Annotated in this window: 8 protein-coding genes and 1 pseudogene; 2 read left to right on the top strand and 7 right to left on the bottom strand. The window is 61.1% G+C overall.

Annotation, left to right across the window (positions count from 1 at the left end; translation table 11 throughout):
• The 7 genes from GOAMI_RS23325 to GOAMI_RS21395 form a co-directional block, all read right to left on the bottom strand.
• Positions 1 to 182: hypothetical protein (locus GOAMI_RS23325; protein ID WP_006438719.1), on the bottom strand; the 182-nt coding region annotated here is incomplete at its 3' end.
• A gap of 130 nt (positions 183 to 312) precedes the next feature.
• Entirely contained in the window at positions 313 to 2,406 is a 2,094-nt protein-coding gene (locus GOAMI_RS21420) for a DEAD/DEAH box helicase (RefSeq protein ID WP_006438718.1), read from the bottom strand.
• 1 nt (position 2,407) lies between these two features.
• On the bottom strand, positions 2,408 to 3,703 hold the full coding sequence (gene brxD, locus GOAMI_RS21415) for a BREX system ATP-binding protein BrxD (RefSeq protein ID WP_006438717.1): 1,296 nt from the start codon (positions 3,701 to 3,703) through the stop codon (positions 2,408 to 2,410).
• Entirely contained in the window at positions 3,700 to 6,519 is a 2,820-nt protein-coding gene (pglZ, locus tag GOAMI_RS21410; RefSeq protein WP_006438716.1) for a BREX-2 system phosphatase PglZ, read from the bottom strand. Before pglZ ends, brxD begins: the two co-directional genes overlap by 4 nt.
• Positions 6,516 to 10,247, bottom strand: a complete 3,732-nt coding sequence (locus GOAMI_RS21405; RefSeq protein WP_006438715.1) for a DUF6079 family protein — start codon at positions 10,245 to 10,247, stop codon at positions 6,516 to 6,518. The genes pglZ and GOAMI_RS21405 overlap by 4 nt, the downstream gene beginning before the upstream one ends.
• Positions 10,247 to 13,867, bottom strand: a complete 3,621-nt coding sequence (gene pglX / locus GOAMI_RS21400; protein ID WP_006438714.1) for a BREX-2 system adenine-specific DNA-methyltransferase PglX — start codon at positions 13,865 to 13,867, stop codon at positions 10,247 to 10,249. The genes GOAMI_RS21405 and pglX overlap by 1 nt, the downstream gene beginning before the upstream one ends.
• Complete coding sequence (locus GOAMI_RS21395; RefSeq protein WP_006438713.1) at positions 13,867 to 17,976, bottom strand: protein kinase domain-containing protein; 4,110 nt, start codon at positions 17,974 to 17,976, stop codon at positions 13,867 to 13,869. The genes pglX and GOAMI_RS21395 overlap by 1 nt, the downstream gene beginning before the upstream one ends.
• Positions 17,977 to 18,414: 438 nt before the next feature.
• On the opposite strand from GOAMI_RS21395, the gene GOAMI_RS21390 reads away from it, so the two are divergent.
• Together GOAMI_RS21390 and GOAMI_RS21380 are read left to right on the top strand one after the other, a co-directional pair.
• On the top strand, positions 18,415 to 20,271 hold the full coding sequence (locus GOAMI_RS21390) for a DUF2075 domain-containing protein (protein WP_006438712.1): 1,857 nt from the start codon (positions 18,415 to 18,417) through the stop codon (positions 20,269 to 20,271).
• Positions 20,272 to 21,256: 985 nt separating this feature from the next.
• Positions 21,257 to 21,933: pseudogene (locus GOAMI_RS21380) on the top strand (AAA domain-containing protein); the annotation flags it as partial.

The following is a 21,933-nucleotide window of genomic DNA, read 5'->3' as shown; positions in this document are numbered from 1 at the left end:
CACGCGTAGCTGAAGCTCTGCTTGGAGGTCCCGGTGCCCAGTGCGTACCTATCCAGGTCGAGGGTCGGCCAATCAGCGAGCGGAAAGCGTCTGACCACTGATTGACGTAAAGCTGCAACGGTTTGCAGTTCGTTTTGGGGACACTGATGAAGTCCTTGGCTGATCGCTTCGTGCAGCTCCAACTTTGACCTTCCTATGAGATCCGACCCATCGCGGTCGGCCGTACACCCTGGCAACGATCCTTCGACTATCGCCTATTACGCCATGCATGTATCGGATATGGAGGAGCTCGGCCGGGAGGAGCCTGGCCGACTACAGATGATAGGAAACACGTTCACTCAGTACAGTCTCTGCACCCATCTGATCCGCCATGCGGGCTGCGAGCGTCCTGCGTGCGAGTGACTCCGGCAGTGCAGCGGAGAACTTGAGCCCACGCAGCGCACGGGAGTCGATCGAGGGAAACGCACGAGTGTTTCCGGCTCGGATGGTAGATAGTTCTTCTTTGATCTCGTCCACCGACAGGTCCGAGTGCAAACGAAGGACCTCTGCGCCGATTCGTTGTCGCGCGGGTACGAGTTTCGGAGCCCACGCGGCAAGAGTCCGGTTGGCCTTTGCTCCTGCCCACGTCCACCAACGCCAGTCGCCGCGGTCGTCTCGTTCGATAACAAACGCGCCATGCGCTACTTGGTGCGACCTGCTTGTTCGTAGGTCGTCCAAGGTGGCGACAGCCCGCCGGGTCAAAGTAACGCCGGCGGGGTTCGACCCGAGCAGGACTTCCCGGATGCCGCGGGCGATTTCGAAGGAAGCCCCGTCAGGCACGGACATCCACTTCGCTCGACCGCCGAGGGTCGTAGCCTCGACATACACGTGTCGGCGCTTCCAATCGATGTGAGTGACTTTCCACGACCTGCCGGCCAGAAGCAACACGCGAGGGCCTTCGACGTCATCGGTGAGAACACTCGTCTCGACAGCGCCGATCTCGTTGCGTCCTGCGTACACGGTGAACTCGGGTGCTGCGGTGAAGACCGCGAGTAGGTCCATGAAATGCCTTCTACCGAAATGTTTTTCGGCCTCCGCGCCAATAAAGGCACTGCCAGCGTCGTGCTCAAGGAAACCTTCGTCAAGCAGGTAGCTCATGATCTGCTGAGAGTCCTCGCCGAAGAGGGGGAGGGTTCCCCAGATGGCTTGCCAGTCGGTGAGCGGAACTCGTCGTGTTTGCAGTGCGGCCGCGAGGATCTGCTGGGCAGCAATATGTCGGGGTTCAGGTGTGGCAGTCACAGGCTCCACCCACCCGTGGGACCAACAGTGGAGCATTCCTAGCGCTTCAAGTGTCGAGGCATCGCTCAGACAGAGGAAGAGACAATTCCCAGTCGTACCTGCGCGTCGGCCGGTGCGTCCGAGACGCTGCAGAAAGGACGACACTGTGCGCGGTGCGTTGATCTGGATCACGCGGTCGAGGTCGCCGACATCGATGCCGAGCTCGAGCGTTGACGTAGCGACGATGACGCAGTCTCGTGCTCCGGCGAAAGCTTCCTCAGACTCGCGGCGCTCGGCTGCGGACAGAGAAGAGTGGGAGATGAATGTTGTAACCCCTCGCTGTCGCAGCTGAGACCCGAGTTCCTCGGCCAGTCGTCGAGAATCGACGAATACCAGTCGCTTCTCCCCGAGATGCAGTGATGCGATGATCTTCGCCGCGTTCTCTGTGCTGCCGACGGAATCGACGGTGATGTCGGGAACGACCGCACCGCCGCCAACGACGGGGGATACCACGAGACCAGGTCGCTCGGCTCGACCCTGCAACCACCCCAGGAGTTCGTCTGGATTGCCAACCGTAGCCGACATGCCGACCCGCTGGAGCTTGCGGCCCAGCAAAGACTCGAGCCGTGCAAGTACTGCAAGAAGATGCCAACCGCGGTCGTCGCCGGCGAATGCATGGACTTCGTCTACGACCACTGCTTGAACGCCACCGAGAAGTTGAGCAGCATCGACATTCTCGGATACGAGCATCGATTCAAGTGATTCGGGCGTGGTCAAGAGGATGTCCGGCCGGTCACGCTTTATTCGTCCGCGTACCGATTGGGCGACGTCGCCGTGCCACGTCATGGCGCCACGTCCAAGCCATGCTGCGTATTCCGCCAGTCGTGGTTGCAGATTGTTGAGTAGTGCCTTCAGCGGGCATATGTACAGCACTGAGATGCCGGTCCAGTGCTCCGTTTGCATTCGAGTGAGCAGTGGGAACATCGCTGCCTCGGTCTTGCCGCCAGCGGTCGGCGCGAGCAGGATCGCATCCGAGCCACCCACGATCGGTTCGGCGGCCTCATCCTGCAACGGTCGCAAACCCGGCCAGCCGAGAGAGTTCACGACATGGTGTTGCAGGACCGGATCGAGGATATCGAATCCGGCCATTTCACAGCTCGATGTCGTCGGCTGACATGGCGGCTCGTTCGATGTCGGTGAGTTCCTTCTTGTCCACGGTGAGTGAATAGTGTTGGCGCGGATCGAATTCGTCATGTAGGTCCACTCGATCGAGCACGTCGAGGACCAACTTCTTCAGGAACAGTCGCGGCGAGATGCCGACCTGCCCACCCAATTTTCCTGCTACCGCGGATGCGAGGTGACGAATGTACGCGTCGTCGACGACTGTGCGGATTCGTTCGGGTGATTGCGCTCCGTCTGCAAACAGATCGCGTACCCGGATGCCCACCTCTACCAGGCGATCCAGATCGAATCCGGCGAGGCGAACCTGCGGGGCACGTGGGTTGTCGAAACGTGCGTCCGTGGTGAAGTCCGTATGGAGACGCTGCGCCAGTGGTGGGAGTGACTGGATTCCCATCCGGCCATCGAAGAACGCTGGTGTTCCGGTAATCATCAAGTACAGGCCGGGATACCGCCCGGAGTCGAGTTCGTCGATCCATTGGCGCAGCGCGTTGAGCGCTTTGGCTCGACTGTCCGATCGCATGCGCTGGAGGGTTTCGACCTCGTCTATCACGAGCAATAGCCCGGGATGGCGGGCGCCCTTGAGGACGGCAAGCAAGCCTTGTAGAAAGCCCATCGCGAGGAAGTGGTCCACGTCTTGCCGCACGCCGGCGGCACGTTTGGCTGCAGCGCCCACATGCGGTTGTCCACCGAGCCAGGCGATCAGTGCGTCGGCAGTGGCCACGTCCTCCCGCTCGAGTGCATCTCGATACGCACGCAACACCATCGGATACACCGGGGTCGCAGATGCAACTGCTGCCAGGCGCTGCTCGAGGAGCGCCTCGATCTGTGCGGTGGAGGCCTCATCAACTCCGGCCGCGGCGGCGGCGTCCTCCTCGATCCCGAACAACCAGGTGTCGATCACGTTCCGGAAGGCTGAGGGTGGAAAGGCTGCCGTGTGCAGCGATTCGGTCGTGCGGCGATAGACGGTTTCGAGCTTGTGAAGCGGGGTCTCGAGCTCGCTGATCTGTACCTCGGCAACAGCCATTCCGCGACGCATTGCACGTTGCTGTACCCAGCGAGCAAAGAACGTCTTTCCCGAACCGTATTCACCGCGAACAGCTTTGAACGCAGAACCGCCTGCAGCGACCGTTTCGATCTCCTCGTCGACTGTCGGCGCAAAGCGGTCTATTCCGACTGCCAAAACATCAAGATTTCCGGCGGGGACGGTGCCCTGTCGGAGGGCCGTCAGCACCTCTCGGCGCCGCACCGGAGAAAGGGTACTCATGCCTTCACCTGGAACTGCTCGAACATCAGTGGGGCTTCGAGCGCGAGCTCACCACCGTTGACTGTGAGCACTATGACGCCATCGGTGTTGAAAATCTGGGCAACTACCTGTACCGAGCTGTTGGCGCGAGATGCCTTGACGCCAAGAATTTCTCCGGCACGGGGCAAGGTAAGCACACCACCCCCGGCGATCGTCTCGCGAAGCAGAGTTCCAATAGCGTCTGTAGACATTCGCCTTCCATACAGCTTGAACTGTTCCTTGAACAGCGCGCTGGTCAAGAGCTTGGCAACCTGGTCATGGCCTTCAGTTGGCGACGAGTCCGGGGACGCCACCAGAGATTCAGGTTCACCGACGTCGAACAAGGTATCAACTTGCGGCATCTTGGTCGCAGCTTTCTTCTTCGTCGCGGTCGGTGCAGATACGTGTACCTGCGTAACGGGTGCGGACGTGATGCGCGCTGGCGTCCACCAGGATGGTTGGGGGTTCGGTGCCGCTTCCAGCCCTAGGTGTCTGGACACGTACCCGTCAACCGAGACCGTACCGTTCACGAGAATCGATATAGGGATCACGGCCTCTGCAAGTGTCGCACCGCCGTGGTAGCCAGCTTTGAGCCCGGTGTACCGCAGCTGTTCATCAACAGCAAGCACCGCGCGGTGATCCTCGGTGAGAACACGTTGACCTTCGACAAGAACCTCGTCGGCAGGCAGGGAGGCGCCATCGACACTGACTGCGGACCTATACCGTGCGGAGATTTGCTGCCCGCGTTGTTTGCTTGCTTGTTCTCGGCGCTCGACAACGTGCCCGTGGTCACTGAGCAGCACCACGGTGCGGCCCACCGTCGCCGCTGTCGCGAGTAGTGCGTCGAGTCGCTTAAAAGTTGATGTGGTCCAGGATGTTCCGATCGGATCGGAACGATCGAGGGCGTCGTCGATGTCGTTGAGTATGCACGCGACGACTGGACGGTCATCGGTATCTTCAACTGCTGTTCGGACGTCGACGGCCAACGCGTGACCTTGCGCCACCGCTTCGAGATCGGCCTTGTGGAAAAGCACTTGGCCAGTTCCACGTAACCCGTTGTGCTGCAACCAATTCGAAAATCCGGTTCGCTCGACATCCTGCGTCCCCGCGGCAAGCGCTCCGGTCAGCAACGAGCAGCGCGAGAACTTGGTGACTGTAGGCAGTGTGGCAAGGGCAGTATGTGGTCCGTCTGCTCCGGTGAATCGACAGTCCTGCCATTGCGGGCGGTGACGACGCAGTGCGTCAGCAACAACATCATGGGACGTCGCAGCATCCATACCATCCGCTACGACGACGAGCACAGGTGACGCCTGCGCTTCGTGTGCACCCAGACCGGTTGGGCCCGAAACAGGAGCAGTCAGCGGCTTCACGATCTGGTCGAGGACGTCCTCGATGTAGAGCGGTGCGCCCGTTCCACTTTCGCGATGGGTACCGGCCGCCGCCAGCATGCGGGCGAAACTGCGATCGAGGGCTGCGCGCTTCTCGCGAATCTCCGTGACGAGTTTGTGTGCCACCGCGGCAAGTTGTGGGTCGGTGGCACCGACGAATGCATTGTTGACGGCGCTGTCTACCCACGAGAGGTCGGTTCGATGTTCTTGTAACCAGTCCGCCAGCGTGGTGGGCTGCTGCCAGGGTGCTCGGAGTCGACGAAGCAGTCGAAGCGCGGCCGCACCAACCTGGACGTCTCGCGGAGCGTCGGAGGTGTCGGCTCGTGCATCGCGATGTGCAAGGACATCGGCCCACGCGTTTTCGGCTGGAGCGAGATCGTCGCTGTCTATCGACGTCGCGAGTGCGCCGGCGAAGTGCTTTATGCGCGGCGCGAGCGCGGACGACAGGACATCGGACCGGGCAACCAGGGGCGATGCATGTAGTTTCGTCACGAAAGACTCAGCTCGCGTCAACGCGGCTGTGGGGTCTTCCGCGGCGGTGACCGCGAGCGTAGCCACGTTGCCCCACGTTGCCAGCTGTTGCTCGGAGTAGACGTTGTCGCCGAGTTCCAGCTTCAGCCGAGTACGAACCTCGACGATCACGTCGGCGGTCGCGGGAAACGAGGCGGCGGCTTTCGCCGAATCGGACAGCAACGCAGCGACCATACCGAGCGGGACGATGTGTTCCGGGCCGTTCACCCGCCAGACGGTGGTGAAGAGTGGGCCGACTGTTCCCAGACGGGCTGAGATCCACGCGTAAAACTGTTCAAGCAGCGCCGGTTCGGTGGTCTTTGACCAAGTGTCGAATCGTTGGGTCCGAGATACGTCGATCGACCACAGGGCTACGTGGTGCGGTGTGAACTCGACGGGATCAAGGCCGAACTTGAGTTTCGCCAGCGTGGCAAACACATGTTCGTTGGTGAGTACACCGCCCGGCGCCGGCGTGGTGGTGTCACCCAGCTCGCGGAGCACCGCCCGCGCTGCGCGGGTATCGAGATCGAGTAACCGGAACTCGTGCTGGGAGGCTGCGAAGGCATCACGCAGCATTGGGAACGGGTCGAAGTTCGACAGTCGGTTTCCTGTCAGATGCTCGAGTACACCTGCAGGTAGCTCAGACGCATCACGATCAGTGAGAATCACCACCCAATCGACTTCGCGACGATTGGTGATCGCGTCGCGGATTGCGAGGACACTAGGCGCAGTACGGACGCGTATCCGTTGCCCGTCCACCGAGAACTCGCCTTCGCCCGACCATTGGGGTACGGCTGCCACAGCAATCACACCTCGGGTGTGATTCTTGACCCGCAGATCGCGGATCAAACCGCGGATCGCTGCGAGGTCCGCTTCGGGCAGTCCAGTCGCAGCTGTCACGGCTGCTCCGGGGTAATCGTGACCGTGTACTTGGTTCCGCGATTGTTCCGGAGAAGCTCCGTCAGGCGCTGTTCGACCACGCTGTAATCGCTGGTCGAGGACACGACCAGTTGGATCGTATCGGGCCTTGCCGGCGGGTCCGCCCGAGGTTCGGGCTTCGGGGGGAGCGGCGTAGATGGTTGCGTGACCCCTTCCTCTAGCCACTTGTCGCGGGCGATACTTGCGGTCCGTAGTGCCTCGCTGAGGGGCCGAGATAATTCGTGCTCGATGAAGGCTTGCTTCAGTGCGGCAAGGATGGCTGCCGCTTGCCGGCCCCGATCGTTGTCGGCTTCGGATGCACTGCGAAGCACGTTCAGACGGTTGAGCTCGAACCCGCCGACGGCCTCGCCAAGCGCTCCGGCCTGTGTCAGTGAACGGCTGGCTTCCAGATCAGTGGCGCCGAAGTTCGCGCGCGCCAGGGTGTCGACAAGCGTGAGGGTGTCGAGGCGGTTCAGCGTGGCGCCGAACAGTTCGTCGAGCGCTCGTGCCGCGGTGAGCCGTTCGCCCGCGTCGATCTCGAGGAACTGGTAAGCACGCGACAGCGCCTCAACCAAGCGCGCTCGGTCGTCGCGTCCGGCTGCGGCGTAGTCGTGGACTTGCTGGGCGAACGCCGACACATTCGGAGCAGTGAGGTACTCGTTGATGCCTTGCGCAGTCAGTGTTTTCCAGCGCCGGCACGCGTCGAGCCACAGCTGTCGCTCCGGTAGCGGTTCGATCCGGAGAGTGAGGTAACGCCGGAACTCGCCGATCGCCGGCTCATCCACCGATGTGGAGTGCAAATACCACGACCGTTTGGTTTGTGCGGCCCATGCTCCAGCTACCAGATCGACGACGTCGTCGGTCAGTCCGCGTTTCGATCCCGCCGGCGAGATTGCAGAACGCAGCAAACCGATGGGTACTTCTGTGTCTTCGGCGATGGCAGAGCGTGAGAGTTCCTGTGTCAGCCGGGTCCGCCACGCGGAGAAGTGTTCGGGTCCGAATAGGAGATGTGTTTCGCTGGTGCGGGCGATGCCTAACGGCTCCACGATGCGGCGAACGGTCTCGCGTTCACCACGATCCAAGGCGATTCGGCCGTCAGCCGTCGACTGCGCTTCCCGCAGGCGGCTCAACGTGAGATTGAGGTCTCGTCGGGTGATCAGACGTTCGGGGGGCGTGAAGTCGGGGTGGTCGGGGTACAGGGCGCTGAAGGCGTCGCCGATGAGCCGGTCGGCGGCTTCTCCGAGCGTATTGCCGATTGGAGGTTGCACGATGAACCCGGCGTGTAAAGAACGCAGGGGCGGTTGCCCGTCGGGGAACTCGGCGCCGGCCGCGACACCGTAGGCAATCTGAATGGCGTTGTTCAATTGCCCGCGGACCTGCGTTTGCTGTTGCTGCAAGATTGATCGCGCCGCTGCCCGGTCAGCATCGGATAGTTCATTGGAGTAACCGGCCCACCGATCACCGGTGAGCACGTAATTGAGGATGACCAGTCGGCCCAGTTGACGATTGACCTTGTCGGAGAAAAAGTTCGGTAGCCAGGTGACCGTGAACCGGTCTTGCCCAGTACGGAGAAGCTGCTCGACTCGGTCGTGGTCCTCGCCGGTCGTGTGACCTGGGTCGTCGAATGGAAGGTCGACGATCAGACGCAGTGCCCCATCCCGTGACGGGCGAAATGCTTCGTCCGGCAGATAACTGTGATCGCGGACGTTACCGAATACCACCTCTACTTCGCGTTCGGTCGCGCGCCAGACAACTGTGCGCAATAGTGCATTGTCGACGGTGTGCTCGGCACCTTGCACGCGGAAGTGTTCGGCGAGGAGTTCGCGCATCAGTTCGCGGCGACGTCCGTCGGTATCTTCACCCTTGGCGCGGTTGACGATTCGTTCGTAGTCAACGGACTCCAGCGTCACCGAGATGATCGGGTTCGCTTCGCTGGTCACGGACAGCTCGGGGATCTCAGCTGCCCACTGTTTGACCTTGTTCGTGATCTGACCGACTTGATCACCGGGGATCAAGCTGATGACGCTGCCGTGGTTGAGTGACGCCAGCCTAGAGGCATCAATTTGTTTGAGGGCAGGCACGTTCGGTGCGACCGCTGACATCAACAGTGTCTTGGCGATTCGAATGTCTGCTCGCAGTCCTGTTGGCACGTCTTTGTCGGGTGTCGTCTCGGGCACGTTGTGGTTGCGGAAGATCGTTGGCCGCAGCTTTTCTGACCACAGGTTGCGGGCAGTCTTGAAGGTTTGGGCGATCGTGCTGTTGATTGGCGTCGCGTTGGCGCTGTCGATGACGTAGTCGAACGCTTCCCCCACGGGGATCACGTTGTCGATGGTCAGCCTGTCGGCGTTGTCTTCGAGCATCTGCTGCATAACCTTGAGCGCGGTACGTTCGCGCTGCATCTGCCCGGACAGGCTGCGCAGTGTTGCGATCAGCGCCGGCGAGAACGGGTAGGTAAGTTTAAAGGCATCTGCATCAGACCCCCGATGCCGGTCGTCAGTATTGATGCCGTCTAGGAGCACATCCCACACCTGCGGATTCCGATCGAGCCGGACGAACGCCTCGTCGAGCGCCGCCGAGGCGTCGCTATTGAGGGGCTGCAGTAGCCGCTTGTGGGCGATGAACGGAAGGTTCTCGTCGCCGAGGACGACTTTGCCGAAGCGATCAGCTTGATGGGCAAAGGCCTGTTCGACCGCCTGCTGTGTGGCGCCGGCGTCGGAGCCGCCGGCTACCCAGTCCGCGAGATCATGCTGGCGAGCGATGAATGAGGCAATCGGAACGGCCAATCGACCACGACTGGTTTCGACGAACTTGGTAATCTTCTGAACCTCGGCGTTGAAGCGTTCCCGTTCGCTGATAAGAAACGTGAGCCACAGCACCAATTCGTCGAGGAGGAGTACGACACCGTCGTAGCCAAGCGATTTCGCGTGATCTGCGATGACGGCAAGCCCGTCTTCCAACGGCAACCAGTCAGTGTTACGCGAGTAGCTGGTGAAGTAGGTGGAGATCAGAGCTTGCTGTACCCGGGCGCGCTCGGTAGGTTCAGCGTCCGGAGCAGTTGCAGATGCGTAGGACTCAGCGTTCCAGTCTGCAGAAGCAGCGCCGACCTTGCCCCAGTCGATCGTTGCACCACTGGTGCCGCTGCCGCCGTTGAGCGCTGCGAAAAACTTGTCGTCGCCGACCTCAGCGCGGCGGTTATCCGCGTCAGTGAACAGCCCTCCCGCGGAGTGGAGTACAGGCGGCAACGTCTCCGGGTGAAGGGTAGTGATCTGCCTTAGGTATTGGTCGAACAGAGCCGACTCGATCGTGCGCGCGTCGAGAAAGTGGAACGTGAGTCGCAACAGCTTTGCTTGGCCGAGTGCCGCATGCGCAGTGACAGCCGGCTGCAACTCGGGCACGGCAAGCGCGTGCGGTGCGCGTCCCAAGATGGCGTAGAGCACGGCCATGAAGTGGGACTTACCTGATCCGAAAGAGCCATCGAGGAACGCTGCCTTGTTCTCACCGGTGCGCTGGGACTCCTCGACGACACCAAGCGCAGCACTGAACGCATCCGCCAACGCCGGAGTGACAACGTACGAGTCGATCGTGGACGCGAGCCGCGCGTCCCCGACCGAATCGGACAGTCGCAGGACATAGTCATTGGTGCCATGCGACTTCGGGATCGCGAAGGTCTCCCGCAGTGTGCGCGCGGGCGTGGAGGAACCTGGGAACACTAGTTGCCTGCCTTTCGCGATTGTGACGTCTTGCTTGCTGTTTTGCGCCCCCGAGTGCCGGCCGCTGGCCGCCAGTTCTTCAACTCAGCGACGGGAACCCCTACGCTGGAGGACTTTTCGCTGAGTTGTGCAGTCAGGTACTCGGCGAGATCGACACCCAGGTGGGGATCGGCGCCAGAATGCCATTGCTTGACCCACGGAAGAACCTCAGCGATACCCGCGACCACCGGGACTAGTTCTTCGAGCGGTGTGCCTTCGGATTCACGTAGCGCGTAAATGGTCGCCAATGCCAACCCTTGATGGGCGTGGCTCCAACCGGCCCAGCCGAGCAGTGGGGTCGGGTCGGTCGCCCTGCCGGCGTCGGGAAATGCAATGAACCGTTCCTTGGGCACATCGAGCTTCCCTCGGTGTGCCCAATACGACGTCTTGCGGAAGTCGGCAGTCGTGTATTTCGGGGGCACGGGGATGTCCGTGGCTTTGATCAGGCCTGCATCTTCATTGCGCTGCAGGTCCCACACGCGTTCCCACTCGGCACGTTTTCGAAGGCCGGAGTCCTTGTAGCGCAGGGCTGCAAGGTACGGTACCGCTTCGACGGACAGAAGTTTGACCAGGTTGGCCGTCACCGGTGCGTCCTTCTGTCCGGCCCACAGATCGAGCGCAGTGAGGAACTCGGGATCGCGTTCCATCTCACCGGCGAGTTCGCCGATGGATCGTGGCTGCGGGGTGCCTTGCTGGGTGAACCAGAGGCTCGGCTCTTCGAGCTTGTCTAGCAACCAATCACGCAGTGCCCGTAGAAGTTTGAGGTCCCACGTGTCGCCCGCCCATCGACGCTTATACTCGGGGCGTTCAAGGAGTCTTACGAACGGGTTCGTCTCGATCGCGTCGAGACGCTTCTGAACCAGCGCGCGGTATTCATCGGGCCAGTGAGTCGGGATCTCAATGGTCGGGGTGAACTTGTGGTTGTGGTGGTCGAACCAACTGGTTTCGAGGTCACTGTTGGCGACTCTTCGGGCTAGGACGATTGCAAAGGCGCGTTCGCCGGGCTCGATTCCCGGCGAGTTTCCGACTGGCAGTGTTAGGTCATCGTCAATAAGACCGTAACTGCGATACGTTTCCCAATCCAGTTCATCTTGCTCAGCCACCATCAACATCCGAACCTGTTTGTGCGCTAAGCGTGCTGAAGCAAGGCTGCTCTCTATCGGGCCGTCTGTTGCGACAGACGCCGCAGGTTCATGTTGGGCAAGCTCTTGCGCCAAAGTGTCGAGGTAACGCGCGCGGTCGAGCGGTGCCGTGGCAGGCAATGGAAACTCTTGGAGAGTGGTGCCAGTGAACTCAAATCGGCGTTCCCACGGCTCGTCAGCTCCAGCAGTGTCGGCTCCCGGCCGGCCCTTGTCGTGACTGTTCTGCTTGAGCCAGAAGCATGCGGTGGAACTGTTGAGGGTGCCGAGCAACCGTAGGTGATCATCCTCAGTCGCGCCCGCCGGCAGCTTGATCACTGGCGCAGACTGTTTGAACACCTTCCCGCCGCGGTCGAGCACAAAATGGTTGTGTGTGGCGACGAAGGCGAAGGTAATCGTCGGGGTGTTTTGATCGTCCCCCTTCGGCACCTGATGCCACTCGTACCACGGACGCCCTTCGACGAAGTAGGGAACCTTGTTAAATGTGACCCGGTTGCCGAGTTCCGTTCGGTTCGGCCACAGGTACATCGCGCCATTGGGATACAGCGAAATGGATTGCAGTTCACTGTGTCCGCGATAGGGAAACCAAACATCATTGCCTTCAGCGATCAGATAGTCGCGAATCTCGTCACCCAAAACCAATCGGCGTAGCGCCTCTGGCTCCAGTTGACGGCGTGCACTCGTCCGCCGGTCGATGATCATTCCGGGGTCGCAGTTGGTCATACCAAATACCCCGATTCGTTTCGCGGCATCATGGAGCTCGAAAACGCGTGCAGACTCGATTGCTTGTAGTAGGTTCACCGCGCCACCGCCGGAAAGACTCCAGGGGTGTTGCCGCAGATTCTCGCGGGGGAGATCCGTCACTGATACCCACTGGTCTTCGTAGCTAGCGTTCTCGACGTTCGCGACGATGGACGTCCACACCTTGCCCTTGGCAGGATTCTCGGGTGCGCCCGGTTCACCCTGGATGCCGAGAACCGCTCGCACATCGTCGTGGATCTTCGTATGGTTGCGCCCTACAACGATCACTGTCGGAGTACCGTGCCCGGGAATGTACGCGCCCGAGGTGTCAGCAACGAGCCTGAGGTCCTTGCCAGCTAGGAAGTCTTCGATCAGCGGCACACCGAACTCACGCTTCATAAACGAGTTCGAGGTGATCTGGCCAACCCAGCCAGCCCTATCGCCGCCTTTGGCGAGGGTGAAGAACTTCTCCATGAACGGGACGGTGAGTGCGTACTTGCCCTTGCAGTAGTGGTAGATCTCGCGATAGCGCGCGTTCAACGCTTTGTCGCTGACAGTGATGTACGGCGGGTTGCCGACAACGGCGTCGTATTGCCCCGGAGCAAGAAGCGTCCGGAGTAGCCGAGCGTCCTCAGTACTGTAGGTCAGTGCCGACACCACGGCGTCTTTGTCGTAGGCGGTGTCGCCGAAATCGATGGCGTGGGCGCCACCTTTCTCCGGTCCATGCAGCAGGGAGTCGCCGGCGGCGAGATTCAAAGTGAATTTCGGAGCGTTTACGAGTGACTTCTCGTTGCAGGCTTTCATTGCAGCGACAATGAGCCGGAACTTTGCGATGGCGACAGCAAACGGGTTGAGGTCCACTCCATACACGGATGCCAACGCGTTGTCCACGCGGGTGCGTAGTTCTAAACCGGGTGCGTGGTGGTGCCACCGCTCGACCAGTCGCTCGAAAGCTCCGAGTAGGAAGTGTCCCGACCCGCAGGTGGGATCAATGATCTTGAAGCCCTCGAGTGGCCGGTCCTTAAGGGCGGGTTCTAGCGTTCGGTCAAGAATGAACTCTTCGACAAACTCCGGGGTTTGGAGGAGTGCGTACTTCTTCTTCGCGAAGTCAGAGAGGTCTTGGTAGAGGTCGCCGAGGAAACGTGTTGTGAGCTCGGTGTCCGCGAACGACCAGACGAGGTCACCGTGATCGTCAGTTCGGCGCCAGAACCCGAGAAGCTGTTGCACTGCGTCAGAAGACGGTTCCATGATGTTCAGTGCTGCATGCTCGTCCACGAGCGCCGCAGTCGCAGGATTGTCGCGCAACGCTTCGAACGACTGTGCCAACCACTCTCGGTACGAGAGATCCTGGTGGTTACGGTAGAAATCATTCTCTGCATCGATAGCCCGCTGGCGCAGCATCGGTGTGGGGCCGGAGATCCACACGGCCGATTCACCCAACAAGAGGTTGTCTTCGCAGAAGCGGACGAACACCGATGTCAGTAACCAACCAACGGCAGCCTGGTTGAGTTGATCTTCGGCCCAATCAGTCCAGGATCCTGCAGTGCGTTGTTCCTGGACTGCTTCCCGATGCGTGCTCTTCCATTTGTCGAGTCTCGTGGGATCAGCGTCCAAACGCGTACGCATATCGTCGACCAAGAGCGTGAGCTGAGGTTTCAGGGCGGCCGTCAACTGGGTGCCTGCGATCGTGGCCAACGCCATCAGATGTGTTCCTTCACTTGGTCGTTGGAACGGACTGCGGCAATCAGAGCCTTGATCTCGTCCTTGTTCACTTGCACAAATTGTTCTGGGCTGTTCGGGAGAAGTGCCGTGCCGTCGACTCTCGCCCCGGGCGGGCCGCCGGCCTCTTCAGGCTGTGGAACCAGTGCCCACACTGCATATTTCGGTGGGGCCGTGAGATCCAGCCACTTATGGAGGACGCTCAACTGGCCATATGCGGCGAGAGTGGACAGATCGGTGAGCACCACGGGGCCACCGGCGTGATCGACGGCGGAGACCAGCGTTGGGAGCGCCTGGGCAACGAACCCTTTGAGGCCATCGCGGTCTGCGGCGGCACCGGCATCGGCAGCAAGGATGGCCTCCCAAGCTAATCCTGCGGAGGAGGCACGCTGCTTCAGCTCGCCGAGCAGAAGCTCGGTGACATCGATGTGCGTAGCACCGAAGTGTTCGACGAGCGCTTGGGCGACCACGTCGGAATACCCGAGTGGCACACCAAGTGCACGGAACGTACGCTCGCGTGCACTTGCTGCGAGTATGTATTCGACGTCGGACGTGCCGGTGGTTGGCACCGGGTGAGCGGTGGTCAGGGTCGTACGGGTGGGGATGTTCGTTCCTGTACGTGGTGCGTCGGCGAATCGATACCGCGCAGACGCGTCGTCCCATGTCATGCCTGGGACCACCGATTCGATCAACCCGTCGAGATCGGGTCTGCGCGGCAGCAGTTGCGTGAGCGCGGGGAATCGTGCAGACCAACGCGATTCCAACTCGGAGCGGCCGAACGAATCGGCAGTTGAAAGACCACGCAGGAGTATTCGTAAAGCCCCATCGACAGGTAGTGATGCTGCATGAAGCTCGTCACGCGATGACAGCGCAACTTCGGTGGACGCGACCGCTGCTATGCGGAGCAGCGCGTGCCCCGGTATCTCGACATCGGCGCCGTCGAGATCGAGAACGGCAGCTGCGGCCGATCGCAATTGATTCTTGGCGTCGTCCGGCATGACCAGCAGCGTGCCTTGCGCGAGAGCGGAATCGACCAATGTCTCGGCAGCGGATGCGAGCACGGCCGGCAGTCGACGGGGGACAGCGACGGTCGCGATCATGGCAACCGTGCCCGAGCCGTGGCGGCGCACCATCTGCACTGCGGTGTCGGTCGAGGAACGGTCTTGATACTCGGTACCTGGCCTGGAGGACAGCAGCAAGCGCAAAACACCAAGCGCGGTGCGCTGTGGATCCGCCACGGACTCGGTGTTCAGGGATCCTGCGAGTTCGCGTGCCAGGAGTTCGGGTGTCGAAGCACCGCCTGATGCCTCGAGCAGGGTGAGTCCGCGCCGGTAGAGGTCGGCGGCGGTAGCTGCCAATCGGTCATTCTTCGCCCAGAGATCAGAAAACTCTCCGAAGATCTGTGCAATGCGACCAGATGTGACCCCCGCGAGCGCAGCCAGTGCTGGATAGGTAATGAACGGGTCGGCGGGACTGCGCTCGTGGGTGCCGAGTACCAGTTCAACGACCTGTCGACGCATCACGGACGGCTTGTTGCCAGCGGCTTTTGCAAACTCGGTTGCGAGAGTGTCCAGTGAGTCGTAGGTGCGCGCTACGGGCTGTGGCGCAGCAGGTTTCGCAATGGGGTCAATCGGTGCAGGAGCTGAGGGGTGCTCGCCGGCGGCTTTAACCTGGAATGCAGACGCCCAGGCCGCGCGCATCGCGGCGGCGGTATCGAAACGGTCTTTTGCATTCCGTGTAAGCGCCGTCCGGAAGAACGCGACCAATGCTTCGGCGCGACTCCGACTCAATCCGGCGGCGGTGAAGTCTTCGGCGGTCACGGTGACGTCGTCGTTGAGTACCCGTGGGTCGCTCATTCCGTCGCCATACACGGGAGTGGACGAGGTGGCCATTTCGTAAAGCACCACGGCCGCCGAATACCTTTCGGCCGCCGAGTCGAATGTGGTTCGAATGCCTATGCCTAAGAACGGATCCCGATACGGCGGCGTTCCGGCCTCGATCTGCGAAACATCTGCTCGTGACAACGAGAAGTCGAATAGGGCGAGCCGTGTTCTCCGCGCTGCCTTAGTCCGGCCGTCAACGCGGGCCAGACCCAGATTGGCTGGTTTGATGTCACGGTGCGAGATACCGATCGAGTCGAGCGCCACCACGATGTCCAGTAACTCGAGCCCCCAGGTCCGCAAACGCGATTCGGTCAGTGGCGTGTGTCGAACCAGGTCAGACAACGTCTGCTCGCCACAATTGGTGAGCAGCAACGCCTTGCGTCCAGACAAGTCGAGTGGTCCGTCGATCAGTTCCACAACTCCGGGCACCCGTGGAGTGTGCCGGGCGAGTTCGGTCAACACCTGGGCTTCATCGTGGAGACGCGCCGCCGCGCTATCGTCGAGACCCACCTTCAACACCCGAACGGCGTCGTCGTCGTTCCTGTCGGTGACCAGCACCCCGCGGGCAGTGGACCCGACGCCAAGTACCCGGATTACCTCGAAGCGGTCCGCGATCAGCGAGCCGGGTGCGGGGTTGAGTGGATCAACATGCTGCGTGGCCGGCTCGAGCCGGTCGCGACGGTAGTCGGATAATTCGGCCGCGAACTGATGCGCGCCGAAACTCGGGACACCGGTCTTTCTGTCAGCGGCCACCCGCTTGGAGACCGATGGACATGTGGAACGGAGCACCAAAGCCCGAAGATTCTCGTCGACAAACCGGCCGCCAGACGCTGCAAGGTCGAGACCTTGTTCCTGTCGCAGTCGTTCCAGCAACTCTGCCCGGTTGCTGGCCGGCGCCTGCCCACCAGAGAGGAGGTAGTACGCGAGAGCTCCGAGGGAGAACACGTCCAACGCCAGGCGGTCGGCGTCGGACGCCCATCTGTCCTCGGGGGCTTGATAGACGTCTTCGACCGCCGTACCGGGCTGGTCGGGCGTTCCGAGCATGGTCGATGACTGGGTGCCAGGGGAGTGGACGCGACCTGCCCATGACCAGTCGGCCAGCCTGATGCGAACCGTGCCGCCCTCGTCGAGAGCATGCGTATTGATCAGCACCGTGCTGGGACTCAGGCCGCGGTGCGCCACCTGGTTGCGGTGGGCGTACGCGAGCGCCTCGGAGACTTCCGTGAGGACCTGGATTTGCTGCTCGGCGGTGAGTTCGCGCGTGGCGAGTGCGAGGTCGAGCTGTTCGTATTCGGGCAGGTCGGGGAAGATCAGGACAGTGTTGCCGTCGTCGTCCTGTACCAGGTCTCGCGGCGCGACGATCGATTCGTGGCGCAGAGAGCTCAGTAGAGAGAACTCTCGTTGCATCCGCCGATGCGCTGCGGCGCGGGCCTGCGCCGGAGTGCCAGGACGGAGCGACACTATGCGGGCGCGGCCTTCTGTCCCGGTCGCCTTGTGCTTGGCGGACCACTCCTGCCAGTCGATTCCGTTCGCCAGGGGCTTTCCGGTGATGGTCCACGAACCGGCGTCGCGCTCGGTACGCCGCGCGATCCCCAGGTTCTGCAAGGCGAGGGCGATGATGACACTGAGGTCTTCATCGACGCGGCGACTGTCGCTCGGGGGTTCGAGTAGGCGGGTTGAAATGCCAGGAAGGCCGGTCTGGTCTTCGCGGCCATCCATCCCGAAGAGGCTGGACTTGGCCAAGTCCGGCATATCGGCGTGAAACTGGTCTCCGTGGAGGAACACGGATTCCTGCACGAACGGAAGGGCTCGGCGAACTTTCTCAGCATCAAGCCCCGCACTCAACGCGACTTTGCGAGCCTCTTCCTCGATTCTTGACGCCAGGCGCTGCGCTTTGCGGCGAGTGACCAGCAGCGGCGAACGCTGGGTACGCGAGCGGCCACCGAGCGATGTGATCACCCAGCTCGTCTCTGACCCCTGGAGGACGCCGGTGTACGCCTTCAGCTCAACCAGGTGTAGCCGGCGGCGGCCAAGGATCAGGGCGTCAATCTCATGCCACTGTCCATGGTTGTCCATGAACTCGAAGTTCGTCCACGCACGGTAGGGCGAAGCATTCGGTACAAGATCGTGAAGAAACTTCAGTCCCTCGGCTTCGTGGGAGAAAGCGGACTTCGAGACCTCAATCCAACGGTCCTCACCCTGTGCCACGTCACCATCCTGTTGCTGAAGCTTCCTCGACCCGAGAGCGGGCTCGTCGTCGCATCCGCTGAGGCTATCAAGGCCAACAGGTCGCTGGACGGCTTCGTCGCCGGGTGTCGGAGTCGCGCCCGACGGACCGCATGTCCACTCCGCGGTACCGCGCATCAAAGCGCGGTACTTGGATCAATATGTTCGTCGTTCTTCCGAAAGGCACGCAGCTTGCGGTCCGCGATGCCCTCATGGTTAGCCAAGCCGGTCAAGCCACACAGACTCGAGTTCCTATTGATCAACGCTGCAATGTCCTGCATAAGGTGCGCGGCCGCGTTGCTCCGATTGTCGCCTACGGCACTAGACTCGGCCGAGTAATCCGCTACGGCCCGACAGACGCGTCTCTACGACAAGGCTCCAACCCGAGCGGGAAGTCCTTCGTGTCTTCCTGGAGCTGCCTTGTCGCTGTTCAGAGCCTCGGTCGCCGGTGTGCGCGGCCAGATAACTTCTACCCGCCTGGTCGAGACGCTGACTGAGCAATTTTCGTACGAGTTCGGGTATCAGCCGTCTCCTGGAGAGGTCCGTTCCTGGGAACGAAGCCTTCAAGTGCTGGTCGGCGACCTCGAAGACGCAGGTCTCGACAAGGTTGAGATGCTGATTGAGTACCGGCTACCGCTGACGAGTAAACGCGCCGACGTCGTTTTGTGTGGTGAGCATCCAAAGACAGCTGAACCGTCCTACGTCGTTGTCGAGCTGAAGCAATGGACGAGAGCGTGCAAGGCTCCAGGAACTGAAAGCGTCGTCCTCCTGGACGGCGTGCTGGAACGGCTTCATCCGGTCGAGCAGGTCCGTCGATATTGCACCCACATCTCTGACTTCATCGCCGCCCTCGGGGGAACCACTGAACAGCTCTCTGGAGTCGTCTACCTACACAACGCGTCTAGTGGGGGAGTTGACGAGCTGTGGGACTTCGAGCAGAGCGAAACTGGACGACTCTTCACAGCCGACCGGAGAAGCGACTTCATCAGCTTCCTAAAGTCAAAGTTATCGGCGGCGAATGGCGCTGGCGCAGCGGACCTTCTACTGAACTCCGCCGTCCGGCCAAGTAAGCAACTGATGGCACTGGCCGCCGAGGAGGTCCAGCACCGCGAGCAGTTCGTCCTTCTTGACGAGCAACAGGTCGCCTACGAAGACGTCATGCGTGCCGTGCGCAACGCTTCCCGTGGTGCGACGAAAGAGGTCGTCATCATCAAGGGCGGACCAGGCTCCGGAAAGTCCGTCATCGCGCTAAGTCTCCTCGGTGAACTGTCACGGCAGGGTCGCACGACTCTCCACGCCACCGGGTCGTCTGCGTTCACTCAGACGCTGCGAAAGGTTGCAGGCGCGAGGCAACCCCGTGTCCAGCGGCTCTTCACCTACTACAACCAGTTCATCGATGCAGAGCCGAACGGTGTCGATGTGCTGATCTGCGACGAGGCTCACCGCATACGTGAGACCTCCACCAACCGATTTACCAAGGCGATCCTGCGCACCGGCCGCCCACAGGTGGAAGAGCTCATTGATTCGGCGCGAGTCCCGGTCTTTCTGCTAGATGAGTACCAAGTCGTTAAGCCGTCGGAACGCGGCAGTGTGGCCGAAATCAAGAGCGCAGCAAGCAGGATGGGCTGCAAGGTCACCGAAGTCGACCTTGATGGACAGTTCCGCTGCGGGGGTAGCCGAGCATACGAAAAGTGGGTCCATCGCCTCCTACAGTTGGAGCCCGGAGGTCCGGTCAAATGGGAGGGTGACGAAGCCTTCGACGTTCACGTCGATGAAGCTCCTTCACTGATCGAGACCAGGCTGCGCCAACTATTGGAGGACGGCTACTCCGCCCGCATCGCCGCCGGGTACTGCTGGGAGTGGAGCGACCCGATAAAAGGCGGCGGACTTGTCGACGATGTAGTGATCGGCGACTGGAAGCGGCCCTGGAACAACAAGAAGTCCACATCACATGCTGGAGCCCCAGGGACGGCGTACTGGGCGTTTGATCCGGCAGGCTTCGACCAGGTTGGATGCGTATACACAGCCCAGGGTTTCGAATATGACTATGGCGCCGTAATTTTCGGGCCTGACCTGGTCTGGCGTACGGACCATTGGGAGGCGCGCCCGGAGTACAGCCACGACAAGCAGGTCAAGCGGGGTGACGGTTTGTCGTTCGATCGGGCTATTCGGAACACCTACAAGGTGCTTCTTACTCGCGGAATGCGGGGTATGCGAATGTACTCCACTGACCCCGAAACCCAGGCCCTGCTGCACTCTCTTGTTGAGGGGCCCTAGGGATGCCGTCTGTCCTCACTACGTACTCCGGCGTCGACCCTGACGTACAACGCAACCTGAGATTCGGGATCCGAAAGGGGCGGTGGGGGCTACGAAAGGAGCCGGTCGACTGGAAGGCTGCCACTACTTTCGGTTGGCACGTTATCGGCGCGCAGGCCAAAGGCCTTCGTCGAGGTCCTCGTTGTCAACCCGAGGAGTGGGTCACCGCGACGATCGACGTGTACATATTCCGCGTGCTGTCACCACTTGTGCTGGAGTCGGGGTACTTTTGGCCCGATGAGGTTCGCCAGTCCGAGTTGATGTACCCATATCGGTTCGACATCGAACTCGTTGCACACGCACCCGGTGTTTCGACGGCTTATAACGCACCGATCCCGGCGGATATTTCAGAGGGCATCCGACGAGCTGCATCCCGCGCGGAATCGATTGCCATCGTAGGCGATAAGGACTGGACTGCTTTCGTCGACGAGATTACGCGACGGCAGTGACCGGGATCGGATTCTTTCGTGGTTTTTGCCGGGACCGCGGCGGCCGCCTCTGGAGCGACTAGCAATATAGGTGGAATTCCCAAGAACTCGGGACGACTATGCACTTCGGAATCTGTCCGAAGGGTGCGGGTCCACCTTGCCGGCCCGCCTTTTCCAAATAGAATCTGCACCCGATATAGGGCTGCATCTCATATTCGTCCACGCATTAGTCATTTTCGAACGTTGTTCCAACTGGAAGGCTTGGTAGTCTGCGCTGATCGGAACGGCCTAGTTTGCTCAGCGTGTTCGTCGTACGGGTATCGCGAGTGGAACACCGGCATCGCGCAGCGCTAACGCGTTGTCACCCGAACGGACGATTTCCGAGGCGCCTTCTGGGCGAACCTCCGCACACGCCTGCAAAGCGACAGTTACTTCCGCTAACTGTCGCGGGCTACCGCTATGGTGTCTTCGATTACTAGGGCGCCGTGGCTTCGCGGCTTGAGTTAGTAGGTTGTCGAGTGGCCAGTCGAGAAAATGACGCGGACCTGAAGGATCGCGTCGGCAGGTTGATGCAGTTCCTCCGCGAGATGGTGAAGGCCCGTACACGGCCCGTCCTCCGGGTAGAGGACCACGAGCGAGTTCAGTGGCTTTTCCCTGGTAGTGCACCCTTCCAGGTGGAACACTCTGCGACGGCCGGCGAGGTGGTCGTTCAGGCGCCGCGCGTGCATCTGGAAGATCCGCCCGCGTTACCCCGCTCTCTCGAGCCGTGGGTGGCCGACACAGACCTAATCGACCGCAGCGATACGGCAGGTCCGCAGTTTCATGAGCCCGAATCGTCGAACTCTACGCCGGCACCTGAGGTTGAGAGTGCTCGCTCGGAGTATCACCGGTGGTATCAAGACTGGGCGATGTGGGCCCAGACAGATCGGCAGCGTCGACCCCAATTTGAGCTCTATCAGGCCCTGACAGAAATGCTGCACGAGCTCAGCGCGCGGCCAGAGTCTGTTGAACTGGTGGTCGCGTCGGGTCTACTCAGTCTCCCGTCGAAGATGGCTGACGGTTCACGGGTCAACACACACCTCGTGACGCAGGAAGCGACCGTCGAACGAGACGAATCGACCGGTGATCTGCTCGTGAGACTCGTAGAGCTGTCTTCCTGCCGATTAGAAGACAGTGAGCTTCTCACCGGCCTCTG

The organism is Gordonia amicalis NBRC 100051 = JCM 11271, from assembly GCF_000332995.1.
Classification (GTDB): domain Bacteria; phylum Actinomycetota; class Actinomycetes; order Mycobacteriales; family Mycobacteriaceae; genus Gordonia; species Gordonia amicalis.
This window is presented reverse-complemented; position numbering and strand designations above follow the sequence as displayed.